This window comes from Fontibacillus phaseoli, assembly GCF_003337355.1.
Taxonomy (GTDB): domain Bacteria; phylum Bacillota; class Bacilli; order Paenibacillales; family Paenibacillaceae; genus Fontibacillus; species Fontibacillus phaseoli.
Map to the genome: position 1 here is coordinate 152,977 of NZ_QPJW01000007.1, position 21,522 is coordinate 174,498.

General features: G+C 53.2%; 13 protein-coding genes. 4 read left to right on the forward strand and 9 right to left on the reverse strand.

The features are described 5' to 3' along the window. Positions 1–13 precede the first annotated feature (13 nt). Positions 14–874 (forward strand): sugar phosphate isomerase/epimerase family protein, encoded by an 861-nt coding sequence (locus tag DFP94_RS17140; RefSeq protein WP_114497691.1) that lies wholly within the window; start codon positions 14–16, stop codon positions 872–874. Positions 875–1,223: 349 nt separating this feature from the next. Here the strand turns inward: DFP94_RS17140 and DFP94_RS17145 are convergent, their stop codons facing one another. The 6 genes from DFP94_RS17145 to DFP94_RS17170 all read right to left on the reverse strand — a co-directional run bounded on the left by DFP94_RS17145 (position 1,224) and on the right by DFP94_RS17170 (position 11,361). Further along, on the reverse strand, positions 1,224–4,019 hold the full coding sequence (locus DFP94_RS17145; RefSeq protein WP_114497692.1) for an endo-beta-N-acetylglucosaminidase: 2,796 nt from the start codon (positions 4,017–4,019) through the stop codon (positions 1,224–1,226). A gap of 71 nt (positions 4,020–4,090) precedes the next feature. Then, positions 4,091–5,605 carry an ABC transporter substrate-binding protein gene (locus DFP94_RS17150; RefSeq protein ID WP_114497693.1) on the reverse strand — a complete coding sequence of 505 codons (1,515 nt, stop codon included), beginning with the start codon at positions 5,603–5,605 and terminating at the stop codon, positions 4,091–4,093. Between the two features lie 144 nt (positions 5,606–5,749). Then, the gene (locus tag DFP94_RS17155) at positions 5,750–6,700 is read right to left on the reverse strand and encodes a carbohydrate ABC transporter permease (RefSeq protein ID WP_425459263.1); all 951 of its coding nucleotides are present in this window, start codon (positions 6,698–6,700) and stop codon (positions 5,750–5,752) included. A 17-nt stretch (positions 6,701–6,717) separates the two neighbouring features. Next, positions 6,718–7,647 (reverse strand): ABC transporter permease, encoded by a 930-nt coding sequence (locus DFP94_RS17160; protein WP_114497694.1) that lies wholly within the window; start codon positions 7,645–7,647, stop codon positions 6,718–6,720. Between the two features lie 307 nt (positions 7,648–7,954). Further along, the gene (locus DFP94_RS17165) at positions 7,955–9,514 is read right to left on the reverse strand and encodes a response regulator transcription factor (RefSeq protein WP_114497695.1); all 1,560 of its coding nucleotides are present in this window, start codon (positions 9,512–9,514) and stop codon (positions 7,955–7,957) included. Then, positions 9,514–11,361, reverse strand: coding sequence for a sensor histidine kinase (locus tag DFP94_RS17170; RefSeq protein WP_245954926.1), 1,848 nt, complete (start codon positions 11,359–11,361; stop codon positions 9,514–9,516). The genes DFP94_RS17165 and DFP94_RS17170 overlap by 1 nt, the downstream gene beginning before the upstream one ends. Before the next feature lie 255 nt (positions 11,362–11,616). On the opposite strand from DFP94_RS17170, the gene DFP94_RS17175 reads away from it, so the two are divergent. The 3 genes from DFP94_RS17175 (at position 11,617) to DFP94_RS17185 (ending at position 15,873) form a co-directional block, all read left to right on the forward strand. After that, positions 11,617–14,766 carry an alpha-mannosidase gene (locus DFP94_RS17175; protein ID WP_114497696.1) on the forward strand — a complete coding sequence of 1,050 codons (3,150 nt, stop codon included), beginning with the start codon at positions 11,617–11,619 and terminating at the stop codon, positions 14,764–14,766. 155 nt (positions 14,767–14,921) lie between these two features. Then, positions 14,922–15,353 (forward strand): YvaD family protein, encoded by a 432-nt coding sequence (locus tag DFP94_RS17180; RefSeq protein ID WP_114497697.1) that lies wholly within the window; start codon positions 14,922–14,924, stop codon positions 15,351–15,353. Continuing rightward, positions 15,319–15,873, forward strand: coding sequence for a TetR/AcrR family transcriptional regulator (locus tag DFP94_RS17185; protein WP_114497698.1), 555 nt, complete (start codon positions 15,319–15,321; stop codon positions 15,871–15,873). Before DFP94_RS17180 ends, DFP94_RS17185 begins: the two co-directional genes overlap by 35 nt. Before the next feature lie 107 nt (positions 15,874–15,980). Here the strand turns inward: DFP94_RS17185 and DFP94_RS17190 are convergent, their stop codons facing one another. The 3 genes from DFP94_RS17190 to DFP94_RS17200 all read right to left on the reverse strand — a co-directional run bounded on the left by DFP94_RS17190 (position 15,981) and on the right by DFP94_RS17200 (position 21,468). Next, positions 15,981–18,728 carry an alpha-mannosidase gene (locus DFP94_RS17190; RefSeq protein WP_114497699.1) on the reverse strand — a complete coding sequence of 916 codons (2,748 nt, stop codon included), beginning with the start codon at positions 18,726–18,728 and terminating at the stop codon, positions 15,981–15,983. 359 nt (positions 18,729–19,087) lie between these two features. After that, entirely contained in the window at positions 19,088–20,080 is a 993-nt protein-coding gene (locus tag DFP94_RS17195) for a glycoside hydrolase family 130 protein (RefSeq protein ID WP_114497700.1), read from the reverse strand. A gap of 68 nt (positions 20,081–20,148) precedes the next feature. Further along, entirely contained in the window at positions 20,149–21,468 is a 1,320-nt protein-coding gene (locus tag DFP94_RS17200) for a glycoside hydrolase family 125 protein (RefSeq protein WP_114497701.1), read from the reverse strand. Between the last annotated feature and the right edge of the window lie 54 nt (positions 21,469–21,522).

The window sequence follows — 21,522 nt, forward strand, 5'->3', positions numbered from 1 at the left end:
GAGATGACCAATCATGAAGTTAGGGATTAGTTCTTACAGCCTGTACCAGGCTATGGATCAAGGCCGGATGAACATCGCGGAAGTTATCGACTGGACCGCGGGCATAGGGGCAAGCCATATTGAAATCGTGCCGGGGCTCGGATTCGACTTCGACAGCGATCCCGGACTGGAAGAACAAATTGTGAACAAAGCCAAGGCTGCCGGCATCGAAATATCTAACTACGCGATCGGGGCCAACTTTATCACGGATACGGATGAAGACTACGAGGCGGAGATTGCCAGGGTGATCGGCGAGGTGGACCGGGTGCATCGCTTGGGTGCGAAACTGATGCGTCATGACGTCGCCTCCCGCGAAGATACCTCCATCCTGCGGTTTAACGAAGATCTGGAGAAAATCGCCGCGGCCTGCCGCCGGATCGCCGACCACGCGGCCCAGTACGGAATTACGACCAGCGTGGAGAACCACGGGTACTATGTGCAAGCCAGCGATCGCGTGCAGGCGCTGCTTCATGCGGTGGATCGTCCGAATTACAAAACGACGCTGGATGTGGGCAACTTCGTATGCGTGGACGAAAATCCGGTCACTGCGGTCAAAAGCAACCTGAAATATGCCTCCATGGTGCATATCAAGGACTTTTACATCCGTCCCTCCTACCGCAATCCCGGAGAAGGCTGGTTCCGTAGCTCCGGCGGAAACTATCTGCGCGGAGCGATCGCCGGCCATGGCGATATCGATTTGCCGGAAATTCTCCGGGCCATCAAAAGCTCCGGCTATGACGGCTTCCTTTCGATCGAGTATGAGGGCATGGAGGACTGCTTGAACGGCACGAAAATCGCCTTCGACAACGTTAAGCGGATCTGGGACGAGGTTTAGAGCATTTACGACAAAAAAATCCTGCCAGGAAGACTCGCAAGTCTTGGCAGGATTTTTTCTTGGTCGGATTAACACTCGTTTGCAAGTGAACTGAAATAAGGGGCTTTTAGGGCGCTATTCAGAGCGTATTTACGTTATCTGGGAAATAGCGGAATTTCAGGCCCCTATTTAGGCTGGAACTGGCCAATTGTCTTCACAGCGCCTGTTTTGGCTGAAATAGCACCCTTAAAGGGCGCTATTCTGTTCATGAGCCCGCTATTTCCGGAAATAGCGCTCTGTTTGGGCGTTATTTTTTTGGAACGGCTTCTTCCCATTTTAGAGAAGCAACTTTCATGAATCGGCCGGGAGATTATTTCAGTCCCATCACTTCGAATCCATAGATCCGCGCGGCCGTATCCCCGCCCTGGGTCGGCTTTTCCACGACAAGCCGGGCATAGCGGGCCGAAGTCAAAGCAATGGCATGCTTGCTTTCGCCCTTTACGTTGTCGGTCACCCGTACCGCATCGGTCCAGTTTTCCCCGTCCAGGCTGTGCTGGAGCCGGAAGCTGCGCGTATTGAATGCCGCGGCCTCCCCGCCCGCTTCGGCATGTTTGACGACGAACTCGCTGACTTTATGCTCGGCACCGAGATCTACCGTCAACGTATGAGGAGCATCGCCCACCGCGCACCATTTGGTCTTGTCGTCGCCGTCCAGGGCAAACGGCGGAGCTTCCTTCTCATTCACATAACTTGAGGCCGTCGCCTTCTTTCCAAGGGCCAGATCGGATACCCCTCCGGCGGCTTCCTTGGTGACGGTGATCATTTGCCGCATCACTACGTCCTCCCCGACCTCATTGATCGCCTTCAGAGTCACTTCAAACGTGCCTTCTTCCTTATAGGTCACCTTCGGATTCCGTTCCGTGCTGTCCGATGGCTCCCCGCCGGGGAAGCCCCACGCCCAGCTTTCCGTGACTTCCGAGGACTTGTCGGTAAACTGTACGCTTTCGCCCGGAGCGATTAGCGTACGGTCCGCCTCAAAAGCGGCGATCGGCTTCGGATAAGCCGGCCAGTTAAAGGCAACGGAAGCCGGTTTCCCCTGTTCATACTGCCGATTCACGGGAATGACGACCATTTTCGTAGCCTCTTCCTTGTTCAGCCGTTTCATTTCAGGCACATAATAGACCGTGTTCCCGGTCATTCCCATCAGCTCATAAGCGCCGTCCGGCTTGACGCGGTAAACTTGATAATACATCACGTCGCCGCTGTCCTTGGGCGCATCCCAGGACAGGCGGGCATCGCCGTAAATGCCGTCCCGGAAGTCGTTTTCCGTCACCTTCAAGCTGCTCACAGCCTTCGGCTGTTTGGCTTTGTCCTGCTTCTGCGTTACGGCCAACTCTCCGATAAACGCCTCATAACCGGCTACAGGCTTGGAGGAAGAAAATTTCAGCGAAATACCGCTGATCGTACGGCCCTTATACTTGTTCAGCTGGACGCTGCCCTCTCTCCATGAACCTGCATCCCCTGCGGACGTCCATTTTTTCGGTTGTAAAAATACATACTTCTCAGGTGCATCCGAGAAAGACACCCCGATTTGAACCGCGCCCGCTGTGGCCGCATTGTCTTGATAAATCAACGATAATTCACTCGTCGCCGCGACCGGAATATTCGTTTTATATAGCTTCACCTGTGTCGGATTATCCGCGCTCAAGTCTCCCGCCACTTTCAGCGAGCTACCGCCGTAATACGATTTGGTAAAGTCGAAGCCCGGGGTAAGTGCTTTCCCTGCCCTATCCGATTCGGCGATCCAGCGCCAAGTCGGCAAAATGTCCTGCAGGCTTCGATTACTCCAGTCCTTCTCCCGCATGACTTTCCCGTTGACCGCAAACAGGTGGCCGTTCCCCGTATTAAAATGTGTAATGAACTCCGGACCGGAAATCACGCTCTTATCGGCAATATCATGGGCAATTCCGCGCCAGGCATAAGGGTCCCCGTCCTCCGCACCGCTCGCAGCCGCCTTCGTTTCCGCCGGATTGCCGCCCGGCCCAACCCAAAAAATCTCCTCCTTCTTCATATACTGTTCATTCGTCTCCGAACTGTTGAAGGCCCAGTCCGGGCGATAGATGCCAAGCGACGTGGTCGCTTTTTTCCCGTCCGGGAACAAGACCGGCCAATTGTAGCTACCCTCGTACCCGTTTGCCTCCACGTCGATGCCCGCGAATAAATCGTAAGGACTTCGTCCGAGTTCATTCGCTTTCGCCGGGGAGTTCAGATACGGAGTCACGTAATCGTATTTCCCTTTTTCTTCATCTTTGTATTTCCAGCGAAAATCCAGAAACATCGCGTCGGATACCCGGTCGGACCCCTTCTGGAAAAACATCGCGTTTTTGTCGGTCAGGGCACCCTGCCACTTTATGTTCCCCTCGTTAATCATGGAATCGTACCAGATGATCTCCAGCTCGGACCCTTTGATTTTCTGCAAATATTCCAGGAAGCGCTGCATGTCGGCGGCATCCTCTTTGGAAGCTCCCTGCGTCTCCTGGTTGATGAACCAGCCGTCGAACCCGTAATATCGGGCCGCCTCCACCAATTTATCCGCTACGGGGAACGTGCCGTCTTCCCGCTGTTGCAGCAGATCGTGCATCCATTCCAGCTTCCCGCCATGCTCGGTCTGCGGAAAGAAAACGGTTCCAAAAACGGGAACCCCGTTTTTGTGCGCCGCATCGATCACATCCGCGCTTGGCGATACGATCAGCCCTTCCCCGGCCGAACCGCCCCACATGACGAGCTTGTCGATGTACTGCCAGAAACTGAACGTGTAAGTGTGAAACTTCTCGGACCCTTGGGAAGGAGCCCCGCTCGTGCTCGGAAACATGGAGGATAATGCGATCACCTTCGCCTCCGGCTTGGCGCTTGGATTAACAACGTCTCCAAGGAACCGGTCCTTTTGAAGCTTTACCGTCCCCCGGTTAAACGCCGCATCCTTGTCGGTCGCCGGAGACCATTCCAGCAAAGTATCCGGATACCAGTAGGACGAATACGGCTGCGCCGCCTCCGCTTTTCCGGGCGTTCCGAGAATGACTCCGGCGAGAAGCACCGCTCCGGCTGCATACATCATGACCTTTTTCCACTTCGATTTCGTAAAATAGTCCGGCTTCACTCTTTTCATCATTCAACCTCCTGTTTTGGGCTATGAAAAAAAGAGAAACGGCCGTACCCGCCGCCCGTTTCTCCGAATTTCTATTTTTGCTCGGCTTTCCAGGCATCAAATTGCTTTTGAGCTTCCGCAATGACTCTATCGATCCCGGCGTCCTTGAACTTCTGAAGCGCTTTCGGTAAATATTCGTCCGGATCTACCGATCCGGTATACAGCGCCGGAATAAATTCCTTAGCCACGTTCGTAACCGCTGCGACTTCCGTCTTCACCGGTGCGGTATCGAAGTTAAAGCCAAATGTAGGCGCAACGATCGCCGACGAGTTGAACTTTTCAAAGGCATCCCATTTGTCCTTCGGTTCGCCTTCATGCAGGTAAGTCAGGAACATATTGCCCAGTGCAAAGCCCGGCATCGCATAATTTTCGTTCATCGCCGGAAGATCCTCGATGTAAGGGTCCTCCACTTTTTTGTAGTGAACGTCTTCCATTCCGTACTGAATCAAGTTGCGCAGATAGGCGTCTGTATTTAGCAGGTTCAGGAACATCATCGCCCGCTCCGGATTTTTCGAGTAGGAAGAAATTGCGAGCATCGAACCTGCGGCAGAGCTGGTATAAATAATCGGATCATGCATCGGTTTCGTCACGATGTCATAGCCCGCACTTCTCGACCAGCCGAGTTCGGCATAAGGCTGCGTAATTTCGCGGTCGACCAGCCATTTGCCGGTCTTCATGTTGTCGATGCCTTCCAGCGTGGCGATATCCTCGCGGACATACCCCGCTTTGTAATATTTACGCATCGTTTGCAGCGCAGCTTTGAGTTCAGGCGACTCAAGGATATTCACGTATTTATTGTCCTTGGTATCCATGTACATGCCGATCGGAATCTCATCGCCCAGTACGAAATCGAACGGCAGATACGGCTTGAAATTTTTAGGAACGGCCAAAGGCGTAATATCTGCCGGCTCGTTCTCTTTCATCGTTTTCAAGAGCGGTTCCAGGTCTTCCAGCGTCGTTACGTTGGAAATATCGAGATTGTACTTGTCGAGATACTTCTTGTTAAAACGCCAAACGAATTGCTGGGCCAGTTCTTTGTTGGCCGGAATTCCGTAGTTAACCCCGTTAACTTTCGTACCTTCGAGGAAGCGGGGATCCAGTACTTCCTTAATTCCCTTGCCGTATTGGTCAAGGAGATCGTTCAGCGGCATAAAGGCGCCCTTAGCGGCATTCGGAAGATAGTCAAACGCCCAGGAGCTGGTGAACGCGATGTCGTAATCTTCGCCAGAGCTGGTAATAACCTGCATGCGCTGGCTGTAATCGCCCCAGTCGATCATCGTAATGTCGACCTTGGCGTTGATTTTTTCGGATACGTATTTATTGATTTCTTCCTGCACTTTCGGCAGGTCGTTCTGGCTTGGACCGATCAGGTACAACTTCAATGTCACGGGATCCAGTTTGGAGACGTCGATCGAGCCGTCGCTCTGTACAGCCTCTTCCTCTTTTGCCGGTTGATTGCTTTTCTTCTCTCCGCCGCATCCCGCGAGAACCGCGGACAGCGCCAAAATCAAAGATAAGACCATAACAAGGGACTTCTTCTTGTTCATATTGTTTCCCCCTACGTACAAGTTGGATAATAAGAGCATTTATTGAAACCGCGCATTCACTCCGGCCGGGCAGCTGCTACGATTCTACGGCCGGTGATGGAGGCGGAAACAACCATAGTTATGGACCCGTCTGCCGGTTCAGGCTTATCCTTTTACCGAGCCGACGGTCAGACCCTGGACAAAATAACGCTGAAAGAATGGATAAGCCAGCACGATCGGAAGGGTGGCCAACACGACCATCGCCATTCTTACGGTTTCCGTCGGTAAACTTGCCGCGGCGTTGAAGGAACCGAGATTCTGGGCATTTTTGATCAAAAAGTCCATGTTTTTCTCGATCTTCATCAGCATGAACTGCAGCGGTGGCGTTAAATCCGGTTTGTTGTAATAGAGCAGCGCGTTAAACCAGTCGTTCCAATAGGCCAGGCAACTGAACAGCCCGATGGTGGCAATGCCCGGCAAGGACACGGGAAGCACAATTCTCATAAAAGTCCGGAATTCCCCCGCCCCGTCGATTTTGGCTGATTCTATGATTTCATCGGGAACCGTGGTTTGAAAAAACGTCCGCATGACGATGATCGAAAAAGCGCTTAAGGACAACGGAAGGATCAGGGACCAAATCGTATTTTGCAAATGCAGGAACTGAGTCATCACAATATAACCGGGAACCATACCCCCGGAAAACAGCATCGTAAAGAAGGCCAGAAAACTGAAAAAGCCGCGGAACTCAAAACTTTTTCTGGATACGGCATACGCATAGGTCGTCACCAGAATCAAGGTGAACAGCGTACCCGTTATAGTCACCAGCAACGTGACGCCGAAAGAAACAAGCAATTCGTGCCCGGTTTCGAATATGTAGCTGTAGGCAGCGGTACTGAATTGGCTGGGCCAAAGGCTGAAGCCTTCCAGCGCCAGCGTCTGTTCATCGGTCAAAGAGATGATAATCACGAATAAGAACGGAAAGACGCAAGAGAAAGAAAACAGTCCAATCACGATATTGAAAAATACGTTCCATGCCGGGGTAATTTCATTGTAATCCCGCTTTTTCTTCTTTCTCGGCTTCATCGGCATTTCTATTTGAACAGGTCTTGATGTCATCTGCTAACCCCCCGGCTCTAAAAGATCGCATGATCTTTTTCAATTTTTCTGACGATCGCATTGGCGACCAGTATGAGCACCAACCCGACCAGCGATTGATAAAGGCCCGCTGCGGTACTCATGCCGATGTCCCCCATATTGATCAAGCCGCGATATACGAAGGTATCGATGACATTGGTTACAGGGTATAAGGCACCCGCATCCTTCGGCAACTGGTAAAACAATCCGAAATCGGAGCGGAAAATCCCGCCGATGGCGAGGATCGTCAAAATAATCATGAGCGGTTTAAGCAGCGGTACGGTAATGTAGCGGATCTGCTTCCATTTGGTCGCCCCGTCGATGACGGCCGCTTCGTAGTAAGACTTGTCGATCCCGGTGATGGCGGCGAGATAAATAACGCTGTTATAGCCGACGCTCTTCCAGATCCCGACGAATACGATGATGAACGGCCAGTATTTGGGTTCCGAATACCAACTGATCCGCTCCCCGCCGAAGAAGGTAATGATCTGGTTCAGCGTCCCTTTATCCATGCTCAGAAAGGTGAACGCGAAATAACTAATAATGACCCAGGACAGGAAGTGCGGGAGAAACATCCCGGTTTGATACACCTTCGCCATCCGTTTGTTGACGAGTTCGCTTAAGAGAATCGCAAAGCCGACGGAAATGACCAGCCCGAGAAAAATGAGAACCAGGTTGTACAAGATCGTGTTTCTTGTGATCACGTAAGCATCGCTGGTCGTAAACAAATACTCGAAATTTTTGAGCCCTACCCACTTGCTGTTGAACACGCTGGCGAAAAATCCGTCACGGCTGATTCGGAAATCTTTAAATGCAAGGATTGAACCGAACATCGGCAAGTAGGCAAAAATAAGAAACCAGATGGTTCCTGGTATAACCATGATCAGCAGCGCCCGGTTGCGGACGACCTTTTTCCAAAATGCTGCCACGATCCTTCCTCCTTTGCCTGCTGTACCCTATGGAGTTAAGCGTTTCCAAAGGATGTTGAATTGTTTGCTGATTACGCATGTAACAGCTCCGTCATGGATCCCCTAAGACCAAAACAAAGCACCGGCGAAACAACCGCCTTTCCGTTACGTTTGCCCTTAACTAACTCTATTTTGCCAAGTAAGCGCTATCCTCAACAAGTTGAAAAACCCTAGAAATTCATGGATAAATTAAAGAACAGTCTAAAAAAACAACAGGCCAACCCAAAAAGGTTGACCTGTCATGAGGCTATCCCGGAAAAATTGCGACTTATTTGTTGTACATATGGCGCAATTCCGTCGGCGAAACGCCGGCATACTTTTTGAACTGCCGGTAGAAATAAGAGGTGTCCAGGTAGCCAACGCCAAGCGCGATTTCCGTAGTTTTACGGTCCGTGTTTATCAAAAGCTGGGTCGCTTTTTCAATCCGGTACTGGTTTACGTAATCCGAAAAGCTGTTTCCGACCTCCTGCTGGAACAGTTGTCCCAAATAATTCGGGTGCAAACCGGCCTTTTGGCTTAAGGTCTTTAAAGACAGCTCTTCCGCGTAATGCCGGTGTACCTGCTCAACCAGAAATGCTACATGCGGACTGAAGTCTTCACGGCCGGTCTCTTGCTTCTCCAGACTTCTCCGGACAACAGAGGTTACATGCCGGACTAGGGCAGGCAGCGTGCTGATTCTCCCAATCGGTGCAAACACCTCGCTATAATCGGGATTGTCTTCCCTTTCTTTGACGGCGAGCATGAGTTGAAGGCCCGTGTTGACGCAGGATTCCCGCGGCGTTAGGTGCTCCCGGGATGCGCTCCGCAGAACCTGTTCGATAAACGGTTCCACAGCCTCGATCCTGCCTTCAATCAATAGCTCGACGTAATGATCGTTATCCCACTCCATAGACGGTAATTCGATATCCTCCGGCTTCGTTAATGCGGTAAACCTGATGCGTTCCTCCCCGGAAATCAGATACCGGTGGAATACTGCTTTTGCAAGTCCGTAGCTGTTTTGGACACCCTTGGAATCACATCCCGCTCCGCCTTCCGAGATCCAGAAGCTTCCCTCCGAGCCGTTTTGCACGTCCTCGGCGGCCAAAAGCAACTGACGCTGCGCTGCGGAAACGTCCCTTTGCCCCCGGAAAGCATACAGGATGACCAAATCCCCGTCCGGATCCATGAAGCTGATGACTTCCGTTTCTGCCGGCTTCGACTGCTCGACCGCCTTAGCCAGTTCCCTGCATTTCTCCCCCATTTCGTTCCTGAAGGATTCCGGCGCATCCTGATATCCACCCGGAATCGGCCTTACGACGAATAGCTGGTACAAACCGCAGTTCAGCGGCAGGCCCAACAATTCGGCGCGGTGCTTGAACTCCTGGCTTTCAATCTCCCCGCTGACCCAACGCTGCAATATGTTGCTGCGCAGCACTTCCCAATCCTCTTCAAAATGGACCTGCTGCAGCTCCTCCCGGTCCCAATCCCCGCGGATATGGCGGATCGTGAATTCCAGTTCCTCCAGGTTAATCGGTTTCAGGATATAATTTTCAATCCCCAGCGTAATCCCGGCTTTGACGTATTCGAATTCCTCATACCCGCTCAGCACCACGAACTTGATCTTCAACCCGGCCTCCTTAATTTTCCTGATTAATTCGAGCCCATTCATTCGCGGCATCATGATGTCGGTAACCAATAGGTCCACGGTTTCCTCCCGAATCATCTCCAGAGCGCTCAATCCGTCATTCGCCGTCCCGGCAATCTCGATGCCGTATTTGCTCCAGTTGAGTATCGAGCTTAACCCTTGAGCGATCAACGGCTCGTCATCCACGAACAACACCTTTTTCATCACATGAATCCCTCCCTCAGAAGCGGTATTTCGATGCGGACGGTCGTACCTTTCCCTTCTTGGCTGCACACGGCGACTCCGTACTCGTCTCCATAGTTCATACGTATTCTTTCATGGACATTGATCAGACCGATCGATGAACCTGAGCCCCCGGCAGACTGGGGAGAAGGCGAAGCCGACAGCATCCGGTTGATTTCCTTCAGTCTTTCCGCCGGGATGCCCTTCCCGTTATCCGCTACCGTAATCGCGATCCGGTCATTGTCCTGCACGGTATGGAGCGATATTTCGTTATCGCTGTCCAGCGACCGAAAGCCGTGAACGATATAATTTTCCACGATAGGCTGGATGAGCAGCTTAATGATGCGGCAATTCCCGATCTCGCCGTCCGTGCCGATTTCCACGCTCAGGCGGCCTTCATAGCGGATCCGGAACAGGTCCAGATAAATGGAGCACAGTTCGATCTCTTCCTGGACCGTAACTACCGTATCCTTTTTGACCATGCTTCGGAACATGACGGAAAGGCTGTAAATCATTTGCCCCACATCCTTGGCCCCGGAGGAATAGGCCTTCATCCGGATCGATTCCAGCGTGTTATACAAGAAATGGGGATGAATTTGCGATTGCAGCGCGACTAATTCGGCATGCTTCTGCCTGATCTCCGATGTGTACATTTTGTCGATGTACAGCTCCAGACGTTCGCACATATCGTTGACCCGCTCGGAGATCTGCTGAAGCTCATCTTCGCCCGGCATCTGTATCCGGATGGATAAGTCCCCTTCCCCGATTCGGCTCATCGAGCGGATGATCCGCTGGATTTTCTTGGAGTATTTTCGCATAACCGTACTCGTAATGACAAAGCTGGCCGCGATAAACAGGAGGGTGCCGATCACCAGGCTGTTCCTCAGGCGCACCGTGCTGTCGTGAATCGAAGATTTGGACACGATCCCGACGACCGACAATTCCGCGTTCCCGACGCTCAGCACATTCACCTTGGACATCTCGTCCAGTTCAACCCATTTCCCCGTATTATCCAGCTCCATCCGGTACGGATACGTCTGCCCGAAGTACCCTCCCGCTCCATGGGAGTCGTAAATGACCGTTCCCTGGGAACTCATCACCAGAATCCGTCCGCGGATTTCCGGCGTCCTTGTACTCAGCCAGGCGGATAGCTGTTTCGTATCGAACTCCACCATCATCATCCCCATCTTTTCCAGCGTCCAGGGATCCTGAAGCTCGCGGGTATAGGAGTAGACCCCCGCCTGGGCCGAATCGGCGGAATCCCAAAACCGGGCATCCTGATGAATCGTATCCCAGGCATAGATTTTGCGGCGGACGAACCAGGATTCCCACTCGGCTTTGGAACCGGTTTCATATTTGAGCTGCTGACTTACCGGCCGGATTTGCATGTAGAAATCTTTCGGATAGCTGTATATCGTAACCCCCGTAGCCCCCGGATTTTGTTCCAGATAGGATTTCAGGAGCGAACTGAACGATCGGATTCGTTGTTCGCCGGGCCTGCTGAACAAATTCAGACGATGGCTTAAATAGCTTTCATACCGGTTATTCAAAAAATAGACCAAATCGTCGCTGAGCGCCGCGTCGCCGTAAATTTGCTGCACCGTGTTCTGAATGTTCTCGTACTGCCGGTTCAAATATATGCTCAAAACGTGCGCAGTTTTTAAATTAGCGTCGGTCTCTTCGCGGATAATCCGCTGCACTTGGTACTCATAAACCATGACCGCCGCGATCAGAAACAAAATCATCATGATGGCGGAATAGAGCAGAATGATCTTGTTAAACATTTTCCGTTTCAAGTGATTGAGGTAAAAACGGCGAATTTTGTTCAAAGCGGGACACTTCCTGTCCTGTCGATTTTGGGTTCGCGTTTCAGTGTATCACCGCCGCCCCCTAAGCTGCAATCCGTATTTTCCGAAAGCAAGCACCGATTATTTTTGTGTTTGAATTCTGCCATCGCTCTGATTATAATAGACCATGATCCCCTACGATCACCGCAAAACAACACTTTGGAAGTCGTGTTCGGACTTCGCCTTCCTTTTTTTCTCCACGTTTGCCCCTAAGATTCCAAAGGGGGTTCTTTCCTGATGTTTCTCACGCAGAACAAACTGCAAGCACGCATAAACGAATTATCCGCCTACCGGTACCGCGATAGCAGACCTATCCCGTTCTTTCACAGTCTGGAAGACGTTCGACAAGAAATTAACCCCTCCCTGCCCGAAGTCTCGGAGAGCTGGAGCAGAATGCGCACGGGCGATACCTGGAGCGGCCGTGATTTATACCTGTGGCTGTCTGCCGAAGCGGACATTCCAAAGTCGTGGGCCGGACAGAAAATTCTGGGCCGCTTTGATTTCGGCGAAACCGGAGCGGGCAACAATTCCGGCTTTGAATCGCTGTTTTATTTGCACGGCCAGCCTTATCAGGGCGTCGATTCCAATCATAAAGAAGTGTTTCTGCCGGACAGTCTGGCCGGAACCACGCAGCAGCTTCTGTTCCGGCTGTGGTCCGGTTTGGAAGGCGGCGGACAACCGCGAAACCAGACCCACGGCATCAAGCTGGCCGAGTTGTGCTGGCTGGATGAGGCCGTCGACGATTATTACTACACCGCCCTGGCGATCTCGGAAACGGTAAATGCCCTGGACGAAAATTTGCCCGAGCGCGCGAAGCTGCTGCAATACGCCGACCAGTCCCTGGCTTTGATCGACTGGCGGGTGCCGGGTTCGGACGACTTTTACTCCTCGGTCCATGCGGCCCGGGATTTTCTCAATGAACAAATCGAGAGAATGGATAAATCGTCTCTCGTCAATATCACCTGCATCGGGCACACCCATATCGATGTGGCCTGGCTGTGGAGACTGAAGCATACTCGGGAGAAATGCGCCCGCTCGTTTTCCACCGTCATGAGACTGATGGAAATGTATCCCGAGTACACCTTTTTGCAAACCCAGCCTCAGCTCTATGATTACGTGAAAGAAGATTATCCGGAGCTGTATGAGGCGATCCGGGAACGGATAGCGGAAGGCCGCTGGGAAGCCGGGGGCGGCATGTGGCTGGAAGCCGACTGCAACCTGACCTCCGGCGAGTCGCTGGTACGCCAACTGCTTGTCGGGACCCGCTTTTTCAAGGAGGAGTTCGGAGCGGACTGCGACTATTTGTGGCTTCCCGACGTGTTCGGCTACAGCTGGTCTCTCCCGCAGATTTTGAAAAAATCGGGCATCCATACGTTCATGACCACGAAAATCAGTTGGAACCAGTACAACCGGATGCCGCATGATACGTTTAAATGGCGCGGGATCGACGGAACCGAAATTTTGACCCATTTCATTACCACTACCGAGCCTTGGTCGCAGCCGGGGTCCTGGTTCTATACGTATAACGGGCAAATCATCCCGAAAACGGTGAAGGGAAGCTGGGAGGCCTACCGGGATAAAGAGCTGAACCAGGAACTCCTGCTCTCTTACGGCTATGGAGACGGGGGCGGCGGGGTCAACCGTGACATGCTGGAAATGCGCCGCCGGCTTGACAAGCTGCCGGGGCTTCCTAATCTGAGCACCGGCACGGCCGGAGACTACTTCCGCAAGCTCGGCGAGACGGTAAGCCAAACCGACAGCTACGTCCATACCTGGGACGGCGAGCTGTATCTGGAATATCACCGGGGCACCTACACGAGTCAGGCGCATAACAAGCGGATGAACCGCAAGCTGGAACTGCTCTACCGCGAAGCGGAGTGGTTGAACGTAATGCACATCGTAACGGAAGGCGACTGGTCCCTGTATCCCGCCGCGAAGCTTAATGACGGCTGGAAGATCATTCTGCGCAACCAGTTCCATGACATTATCCCCGGCTCTTCCATCCGGGAAGTGTATGAGGACAGCAAAGTCGAATACGAGCAAGCCAAGCAGCTTGCCATGCAGACGGTGGAGGATGCGGTTCAAGCTGTCGCGATGCAGGAAAATGGCGACGCTCAAGCCTTCACGGTTTGGAATTCTTCGCCGTGGACGGAAACAAGACTGGCGGAAATTCCGGTTCGGCCGGGGCTGGAAACCGGCGTCTGGAGCGACGCGTCCGGCAACCGTCTCGCGGTACAACGCGGCGATGGAGTCTGGATCGTGGAAGTGCCGGACGTTCCTTCTCTCGGCTATGCCGTGATCGCCTTTGAATCTGCAGCTCCACAGGCTGCGGAACAGAATTCGCCGTTCATCCACCGGGAACACGGGCTCACCACCCCATTCTATGAGCTGGAATGGAATGAACAGGGCCAGTTGACCCGGCTATACGACCGGGAAGAACAAAGGGAAGTGCTGGCCGAAGGCAAGCGGGGCAATCTGTTCCAATTGTTCGAGGATAAACCGCTCGCTCATGAAGCCTGGGATATCGATATTTTTTACCAGCAAAAATCAAGGGAACTCGGAGACCTCCAAGCCTGTAAACTGGTGGAATCCGGCCCGATCCGTGCGGTAATTCATTTTAGCTGGTGCTACGGGCAGTCGAAAATCGAACAGGACATGATCCTGTACGCCGGAAGCCGCGTGATCGACTTCGTGACGGAAGCCGACTGGCATGAACGCCAACAGCTGCTTAAAGTAGCCTTCCCCGTCAATGTCCGCGCTACGGAAGCCACGTTCGACGTGCAGTTCGGCAACGTCAAGCGTCCGACCCATTGGAACACCAGCTGGGATGCGGCCCGTTTCGAAACCGTAGGCCACCAGTGGGCCGATCTGTCCGACAAAGGCTATGGCGTCAGCCTGATGAACGATTGCAAATACGGCTACGACATCAAAGATAACGTACTCCGTCTTTCGTTAATCAAATGCGCGACGCATCCGGATACCGAAGCGGATCAAGGCTACCATCGGTTCACCTACTCCCTGTTCCCGCATCAAGGAGACTGGCTACAGGGCGGTACCGTGCGGGAAGCGTGGGTATTGAACAATCCGCTGCGCCTCTCCCTTGGGGCCGCTCAAGGCACGGCCAGCTCGCTGTTTAAATTGTCCGGCCGTACGGCCATGATCTCGGCTGTCAAAAAAGCCGAGGACCGGGATACCGTGATCGTCCGTGTCCACGACTATTCCGGCAGCCGCAAGGCGCTGGAACTGGACAGCGACCAAAGAATCGTTGCCTGGAGAGAGTGCAACTTGATGGAACAATCCGAGGAGCCATGGACCGCCTCTGCGGGTATTTCCTTCGTACTGAACCCGTATGAAATCAAGACATTCGAGATCGAATTGAAGGCTTGAGTACACATAAATGATGTACAAAAAATCCCCCTCATCAGGGGATTTTTTATTTTTCTGCAAGACTTGGCTTGACAATAAAAAGAATGAACAATAAACTGGAAAACAAATAAACATTTTTGTTTTCTGTGTTTTCCAAGAAGGAGGAGAGTTTCGATATGCGCCTGAGCTTAAAAAGTTTAATGGTTGTAACCGATGTCGGATTCATCATTTACTGGGCGATAACCTTTTTAGAATGGATTCCCAAAACCTATGCTTACCAGGACTATAGCAATCCGCTGCTTGTCTCGTGGAACATGTCGTTTTTGCCGCTTGACCTGTTCATTTCGGGGACGGGCCTGATGGCGATTGCCTTATCCGCAAAGAGGAATCCCTTGTGGAAGCCGTTAGCTCTTATATCCATGGTTTTAACTTTCTGCTCCGGGCTTCAGGCCATCGCCTTCTGGAGCATCCGGCTTGATTTCGATCTCTTATGGTGGATTCCTAACCTGTTTCTGATGCTGTATCCGCTATTCTTCATCCCGGGGTTGCTCCAACGGGAAGGAGGCAGCGGACGTGAGAACAAAAATTATGGAAGCGGCAAAAACTGAATTCGCCTACCGGGGCCTGAAGTTCTCGATTCGCGATATCACGGCGCAGCTTGGAATCAGCTCGAAGACGCTGTACCAATACTTTGCTTCAAAAGAGGAACTGGTCACCGCCCTAACCCTGGATGCGATTGATGAAATGAAACAAACGGAAGCGTCGATACTGAAAAATCCGTCCCTCTCTTTACAAGAAAAGATACGGGAAGCGCTGGTGGTGCTCCCGAGCGCCATCATGATTAAAGATCTGCGTCTTCTGGATGATTTGCGGCGCAGCTACCCTCAGGCGTGGAGCCACGCTGAGAAATATATCCGTGAAAGCTGGAGCGGTGTCGGGAAGCTGGTAAAGGAAGGGATTCGGCAGGGCATAGTCCGCGAATTTGATTTCGATCTGTTCATACAGATGTATGTCGGTTCGTTATATGGAATGATGGAGACGCGGGGAAATGGGGTGCCTTCCGCCGAAGACATCGGCCGTATGGTCGATATTTTGCTGCACGGAATCTATATCGGGAAGGAAAAATGAAACGATCAGATTAACCCGGGTATCATAAAAAGAGACTGCCGAAATTGGCCCTTATCGGCCATTCGGCAGTCTCTTTTGCTTAGAAAAAACTTATACGAAATCGGATCTTATCTCCGAATCCCGATGGTCACGATTTCGCAAGGTCCGACCGGCAAGGAAAGCCCTCCGGCCGTGTTTCCGGCCAAAGGCTGCGAAGATTCTTCCAAAATAGTCGTCTTATATAGATGCTCCGCCTTCAATTCCGGACTGAAGGTCAGTTCCGCGTCCTTATCGCTCATATTGTACCAGCGCAGCAGCAGATCCCCCGTCTCCTCGTTCATTTTCAAAGAAGAGAAGGCAAGCTCGGCCCCCTCCCACCGCAGCGGCGTGCTAAGTGGAGCGATTTGCCCGGCATGCATGCCTGTTTGGCAGACCGTCCATGGAATCTGGAACTGGTAGGCTTCGGTGTAGGCACCGAACGCTCCGCCGTCGTTCTCGCTGCCGTATGGAATCAGTTCCAGACGGAAGGTATGCTCGCCGAGACATTGCGCCTCCGGCGTCGGGAACAGGCCCCAGTCGCCCAACTCGCCGACGGAACGGAGCAGCGTCACAGCGATCGTGTTGCGGCCGTCCCGCAGCACTTCGTATTCGTTCAAGCCCAGGTTGGCTACCGCCAGGCCGGTATGGCCGTCGCTAATCTCCACAAAGGCTTGCTGATGCTGGGTATTGCTCGGGTTTGTCCATTCCGGAGCCGGTTCGTTGTCCCTAACGGCGATTTCGAACATGGAATCGACCCGGTGCTTGGCTGCTGCGAGATCGGTCGGAAACAGAACGCGGACCCGGTGATCCTTCGCCCGGTTATCGAGGCTGCTTTCGATATGCAGCCCTCTGCCGCCTTTCTCCAAAGAGAGAACGGTGATGATTTCCAATGGAACGAGGCGCTTGCTGCGCTGCGCCTTGCGCTCCGGATAATAGACTAGCGCCCGTTGCTCCGCATCCAGCGTATCGTCCGCGGAAGCCGGGATCTCCCAATGGTGACGGATCTCTATGGATGCGCGGTACAGCGTATCCTCCAGCACGCGGATCTGCGCGGCTAGCCCCTTCGTGATCAGCGCTTGTTCGCCTTCCGGCTGACGGTACATATATTCGTTGCCGATATCCCCTGTATCCTCGTATACGCCGAGATCCCGGTAGGTGCGGCCCGATTTTTTATCGACCAGCGCAAAGGAGCCGTCCTCCGCGATCTCCACCTTGATCGCAGCATTTTCCATCACGAGATGGCCGGTCAGCAAGGAGCCGGCGGTTTGAGGATTGGACCCGGACGCAGCCTCCTCCCGGCGTATCCACGCATAGGCGCGGAGTCCGAGCGCCGGAATGTCTTCCACTTGGAACGTTATCCGGACCCGGCGGCACATGTAAGGCTGGCGGAACTTGTCATCCGGCAAATCGTAGCCGAACAGGAGCCCCAGATCCTCCACGGTACAAGCCACCGTATTTCCGGCTTCGTCTACCAGGACGCGGCCGGACAAATCGGCCTCCTTCATCCGGCGGGCGGTTTCCTCCAGTGTAAAGCCTTCCCGCAAATACAAGCGGGCGGCGTCCAGCTCCACCGAAATGACACCGGTACGCGCCCAGCCGGTCGTATTCATCGCGACCAAAGGCAGCGGATCTTCGCCGTAGGCGGCGAACCCCGAAGTATCGACCGCCTCGGCGATTGTCCGCTTGCTGTCGTCGATGACGGCCTCGGCAACATGGCGGCTTTTGGCGAAGCGCGTCACCATTTCGCGGTGCACTTCATCCACGCTGCAACCGCAGATGCTGTCGTGCGGATGGTTTTGCATCAGCGTTTTCCAGGCATAGGTAAACAGGTGATGCGGGTATTCCCTGCCCAGCAGATGCGCAAACGAAGCCAGCGGTTCGGCCACTTTTTCCAGCAAGGCCTGACCCTCCTGGTTCATTTGCTTCAGATAAACGCGGGCCGATGCCGTATTGACGAGCGTCCCCCAGCCGTCCGTGCGCTGGCTGCGCAGTTCGCCCTTCACGGAAGACAACTCCCGGTCCAGCGCCCCTTCCAGCGACTGCAAATACTGCGGCAGGCTGGAGTGGACAAACTCCGTATCCGGGTATAACCGGGAGGCCGTTTCGATCGCCTCCGGCAGATCGAGCTGGATCGGCTGATGGTCGCAGCCGTTCATGAACAACAATTCCCCGGTGGACGCATATTTCTCGGCGTCGGCCAGCTTGCGGTCCCAGAATGCCTTCGCTTCCGTTTTATCCGTTGGAACTTCGTTACCGTTGGAGTACCAGTTCGCGAACAGAATGCCGAGCACCTTCGAGCCGTCCGGTCCTTCCCAGATGAGCTCGGAGAAAGAGGACTCATACCCGCCGTCGGAAACGGTATTATTGAACCCCGTCGGCTTCACGCCGCGCCCGAAAAAGGCGTTATCGATCCCGGACTGCTTCATCAGCTGCGGCGTCTGCCCGACAAGACCGAACGTATCGGGGAAATAGCCGATCTTGGCCGGCTCCCCATACCGTTTGGCGTCCTGATGGCCGATTTGCATGTTGCGAACATTTGCTTCTCCGCTCGTCAGGAACGCATCCTGCAAAATATACCACGGGCCGATCAAAATCCGGCCTTCCCGGATATAGGCTTCCAGCCGTTCTTTATTTTCGGGGCGAACCTGGAGATAGTCCTCCAAAATGATAGTCTGCCCGTCCAGATAAAAGCTTTTGAACTCGCCGCCCTGGTCCAGTTTGTCCAGAAGCGCGTCCACCAGCGCCACGAGCCGGACATGATGCTTTTCATATGGCAAGTACCATTCTCTATCCCAGTGCGTGTGGGAAATGATATGGGCCGTTCTTTTTTTATTCATGCCTTGATTCCCCGCCTTCTTTAGCTATTTGGATCGTTATGTGCACTCATGAGTTAGGTCATTCCTCACTAATTTATCGTACCGGCTCTATTTCATATAGAAGGGAAACTAAAGATATCGATAGAAAAATTAAAGATAGACCCGCGATCGGGTTCATCATGCCCCAATCCCATTGGCCGGAACCGAACCGGAGGAATAAAGAACCGCCACCCTCGCTTCAAGCGAAGCAGGATAGCGGTTCTCCTGTTTCGGAAAAGCCCGTCATTGATCCTCTATTGGATTCCTTAATCGATGGCTCTTCCGGTTCCCGTTCATTGCCTGTTTCCATATTGCGCTTATACTTCTGCTTATGCTTATGCTTATGCTTCCAAAGGATACTTTTCCATGTAATCCAGCAACTCGTCCACGGTCGTGAAAGCAAGTCCTGTCACCGTATCGGCGCAGCCGTAATAGATGGCGATGCGGCCGGTGTCGGCATCGGTCAGGGCGGCGCATGGGAAGGTTACGTTCGGCACGTCTCCTACGCACTCGTACAGCGTTTCCGGGCCGAGAATGTAGTTGCGGGACCGGGCGAGCACTTTCCAAGGCTCGTTGATGTCCAGGAGCGCGCAGCCCATGCGGTAAACGAACCCGTTGCAGGTATTGATGACGCCATGGTAAATCAGTAGCCAGCCTTTGTCGATTTCGATCGGAACCGGTCCGGGACCGATTTTTTTGGATTGCCATGCGGACTCGTCACCGTTAATCGTACCCATCACATAGCGGTGTTTTCCCCAGAACGTGAGGTCCGGGCTGACGCTGTAAAAAATATCTCCGAACGGCGTGTGGCCCGTGTCGCTAGGCCGGCTGACCATAGCATAGTAATCCCCGATTTTGCGCGGGAACAGTACTCCGTTGCGGTTATATGGCAAAAATGCGTTTTCCAGCTGGTGGAACGTTTTGAAATCGGTCGTGTACGCGATGCCGATGGTCGGGCCGTGATAGCCGTTGCACCAGGTGATGTAGTAACGGTCCCCGATCTTGCTCACCCGAGGATCATAGCGGTATTCCCGCTTGATTATTTCCTCGTCGCCTTCGAATTGGATCGGCTCGTGATTGATGTTCCAGTTCACGCCGTCGTCGCTGAACCCGGCAAAAATATCCATACTGACCGATCGCGAGTCGCACCGGAACACGCCGGCAAACCCGCCCTCAAAAGGCACAACGGCGGAGTTGAACACGCTGTTGGAATTCGGGATCGCGTGGCGCTCGATGATCGGGTTCGCGGAATAACGCCAAACCGGAGCGTTCAAGCCTTCGGGCTTTTCCTGCCAAGGCATGTTTTTCAGGGATTCGCCAATAATTTTGCTCATGATCATGTCTCCTTTTATAAGAACGTTTATTAATAGAGTTCAAGTTAGTTCAAGACAAGCCGGCCGACTTACAAAATGCCTTCCTGCATCGCCCGGTACACAAGCTGCGAGAACAGACTGTTCGACCAAGCGAACCATTTGCGCGTAAAAGTGTGCGGATCATCGGCATGGAAGCCCTCGTGCATGTAGCCGGTATCGGCGTCGGTCGCCTCAAGCATCGCGATCATTTCGAGCTTCTCTTCCTTGGTTTGCGCCGTAATGCCCTGCATCGACAAGGCCATATGCCAGATATAATCCTTCGGCGTATGCGGACTGCCGATGCCCTTGGCGGCTTTGCCTTCGAAGTAGAAAGGATTTGCCTTGCTGAGCGCGAACCGCCGTGTATTTTGGTAAATTTCATCGTCCGTGGTCACATAGCCGAGATACGGGATGGACATCAGGCCTGGCGTACCCGCGTCGTCCATCAGGCAGTAGTTGCCGAACCCGTCGGTCTCATAGGCGTAAATCGGGCCGAATTCCGGATGACGGTAAATGCCGTACAACTTGATCCCGTAATCAACCTCGAACTCCAGTTCCTTCAGTTCGGCCAGGAAGTCCTTATCGCGGAACACCCATTCTGCGAATTCCTGCATTTGGCGCAGCGCCACTACGGCGAACATATTGCCCGGAATGTTGTAATGGAAATCGCAAGCATCGTCGCTGGAGCGGAAGCCCGACCAGATCATGCCCGTGAAATTGACCGGCATGCCCAGGCCGCCGTTTCGCAGCGAATCTTCGGGAATCCCGTTGTTGCGCGAGAAACGGTACGGCGACTGTTCGAAATGGTGCTGCTCGGTTTTGAACACGTCGTAAATCCGCCGCATCGCTGCCTTGAAGCCGGCATCGAAAATGTCGGTCCGCTCGGTTTCTTTCCAGTACGCATAGGCCAGGCGGACGACGAAGCACAACGAGTCGATTTCGAACTTGCGCTCCCATACCCAAGGGGACATTTCCGTCACGTCCGCCGTGTTCCAGTGCCAGTCATTGGCCGATTCGTTAAACGCGTTGGCGTAAGGATCGACATGAATGTACTGGATATGGCGTTTGATCAGACCGCCGATGATCCGCTGCAGATCGGAATCGTTCTTGGCCAGCGGCACGTAGTGGATCACCTGCTCCACCGAATCACGCAGCCAGGAGGCCGGAATATCGCCGGTAATGACGAAAGTCGTGCCGTCATCCATCAGCTTGGTCGTCGTTTCCAGCGTATTCGGAAAACAGTTTTTGAACAATTGCAGCAATTTGGGGCGATGGGCGAGCTTGACTTCGGCATCGGCCAGCACGTCCTTAACGGCCTGCGGAAGTTCCAGCTTCGGCATCGGTATTTTCGGTAGTCTAAATTGTTCCATGGGCTATCGTCCGCTCCTTTTAGAGGTAGTTCAAAAAGTCATCTTTGGATTGAA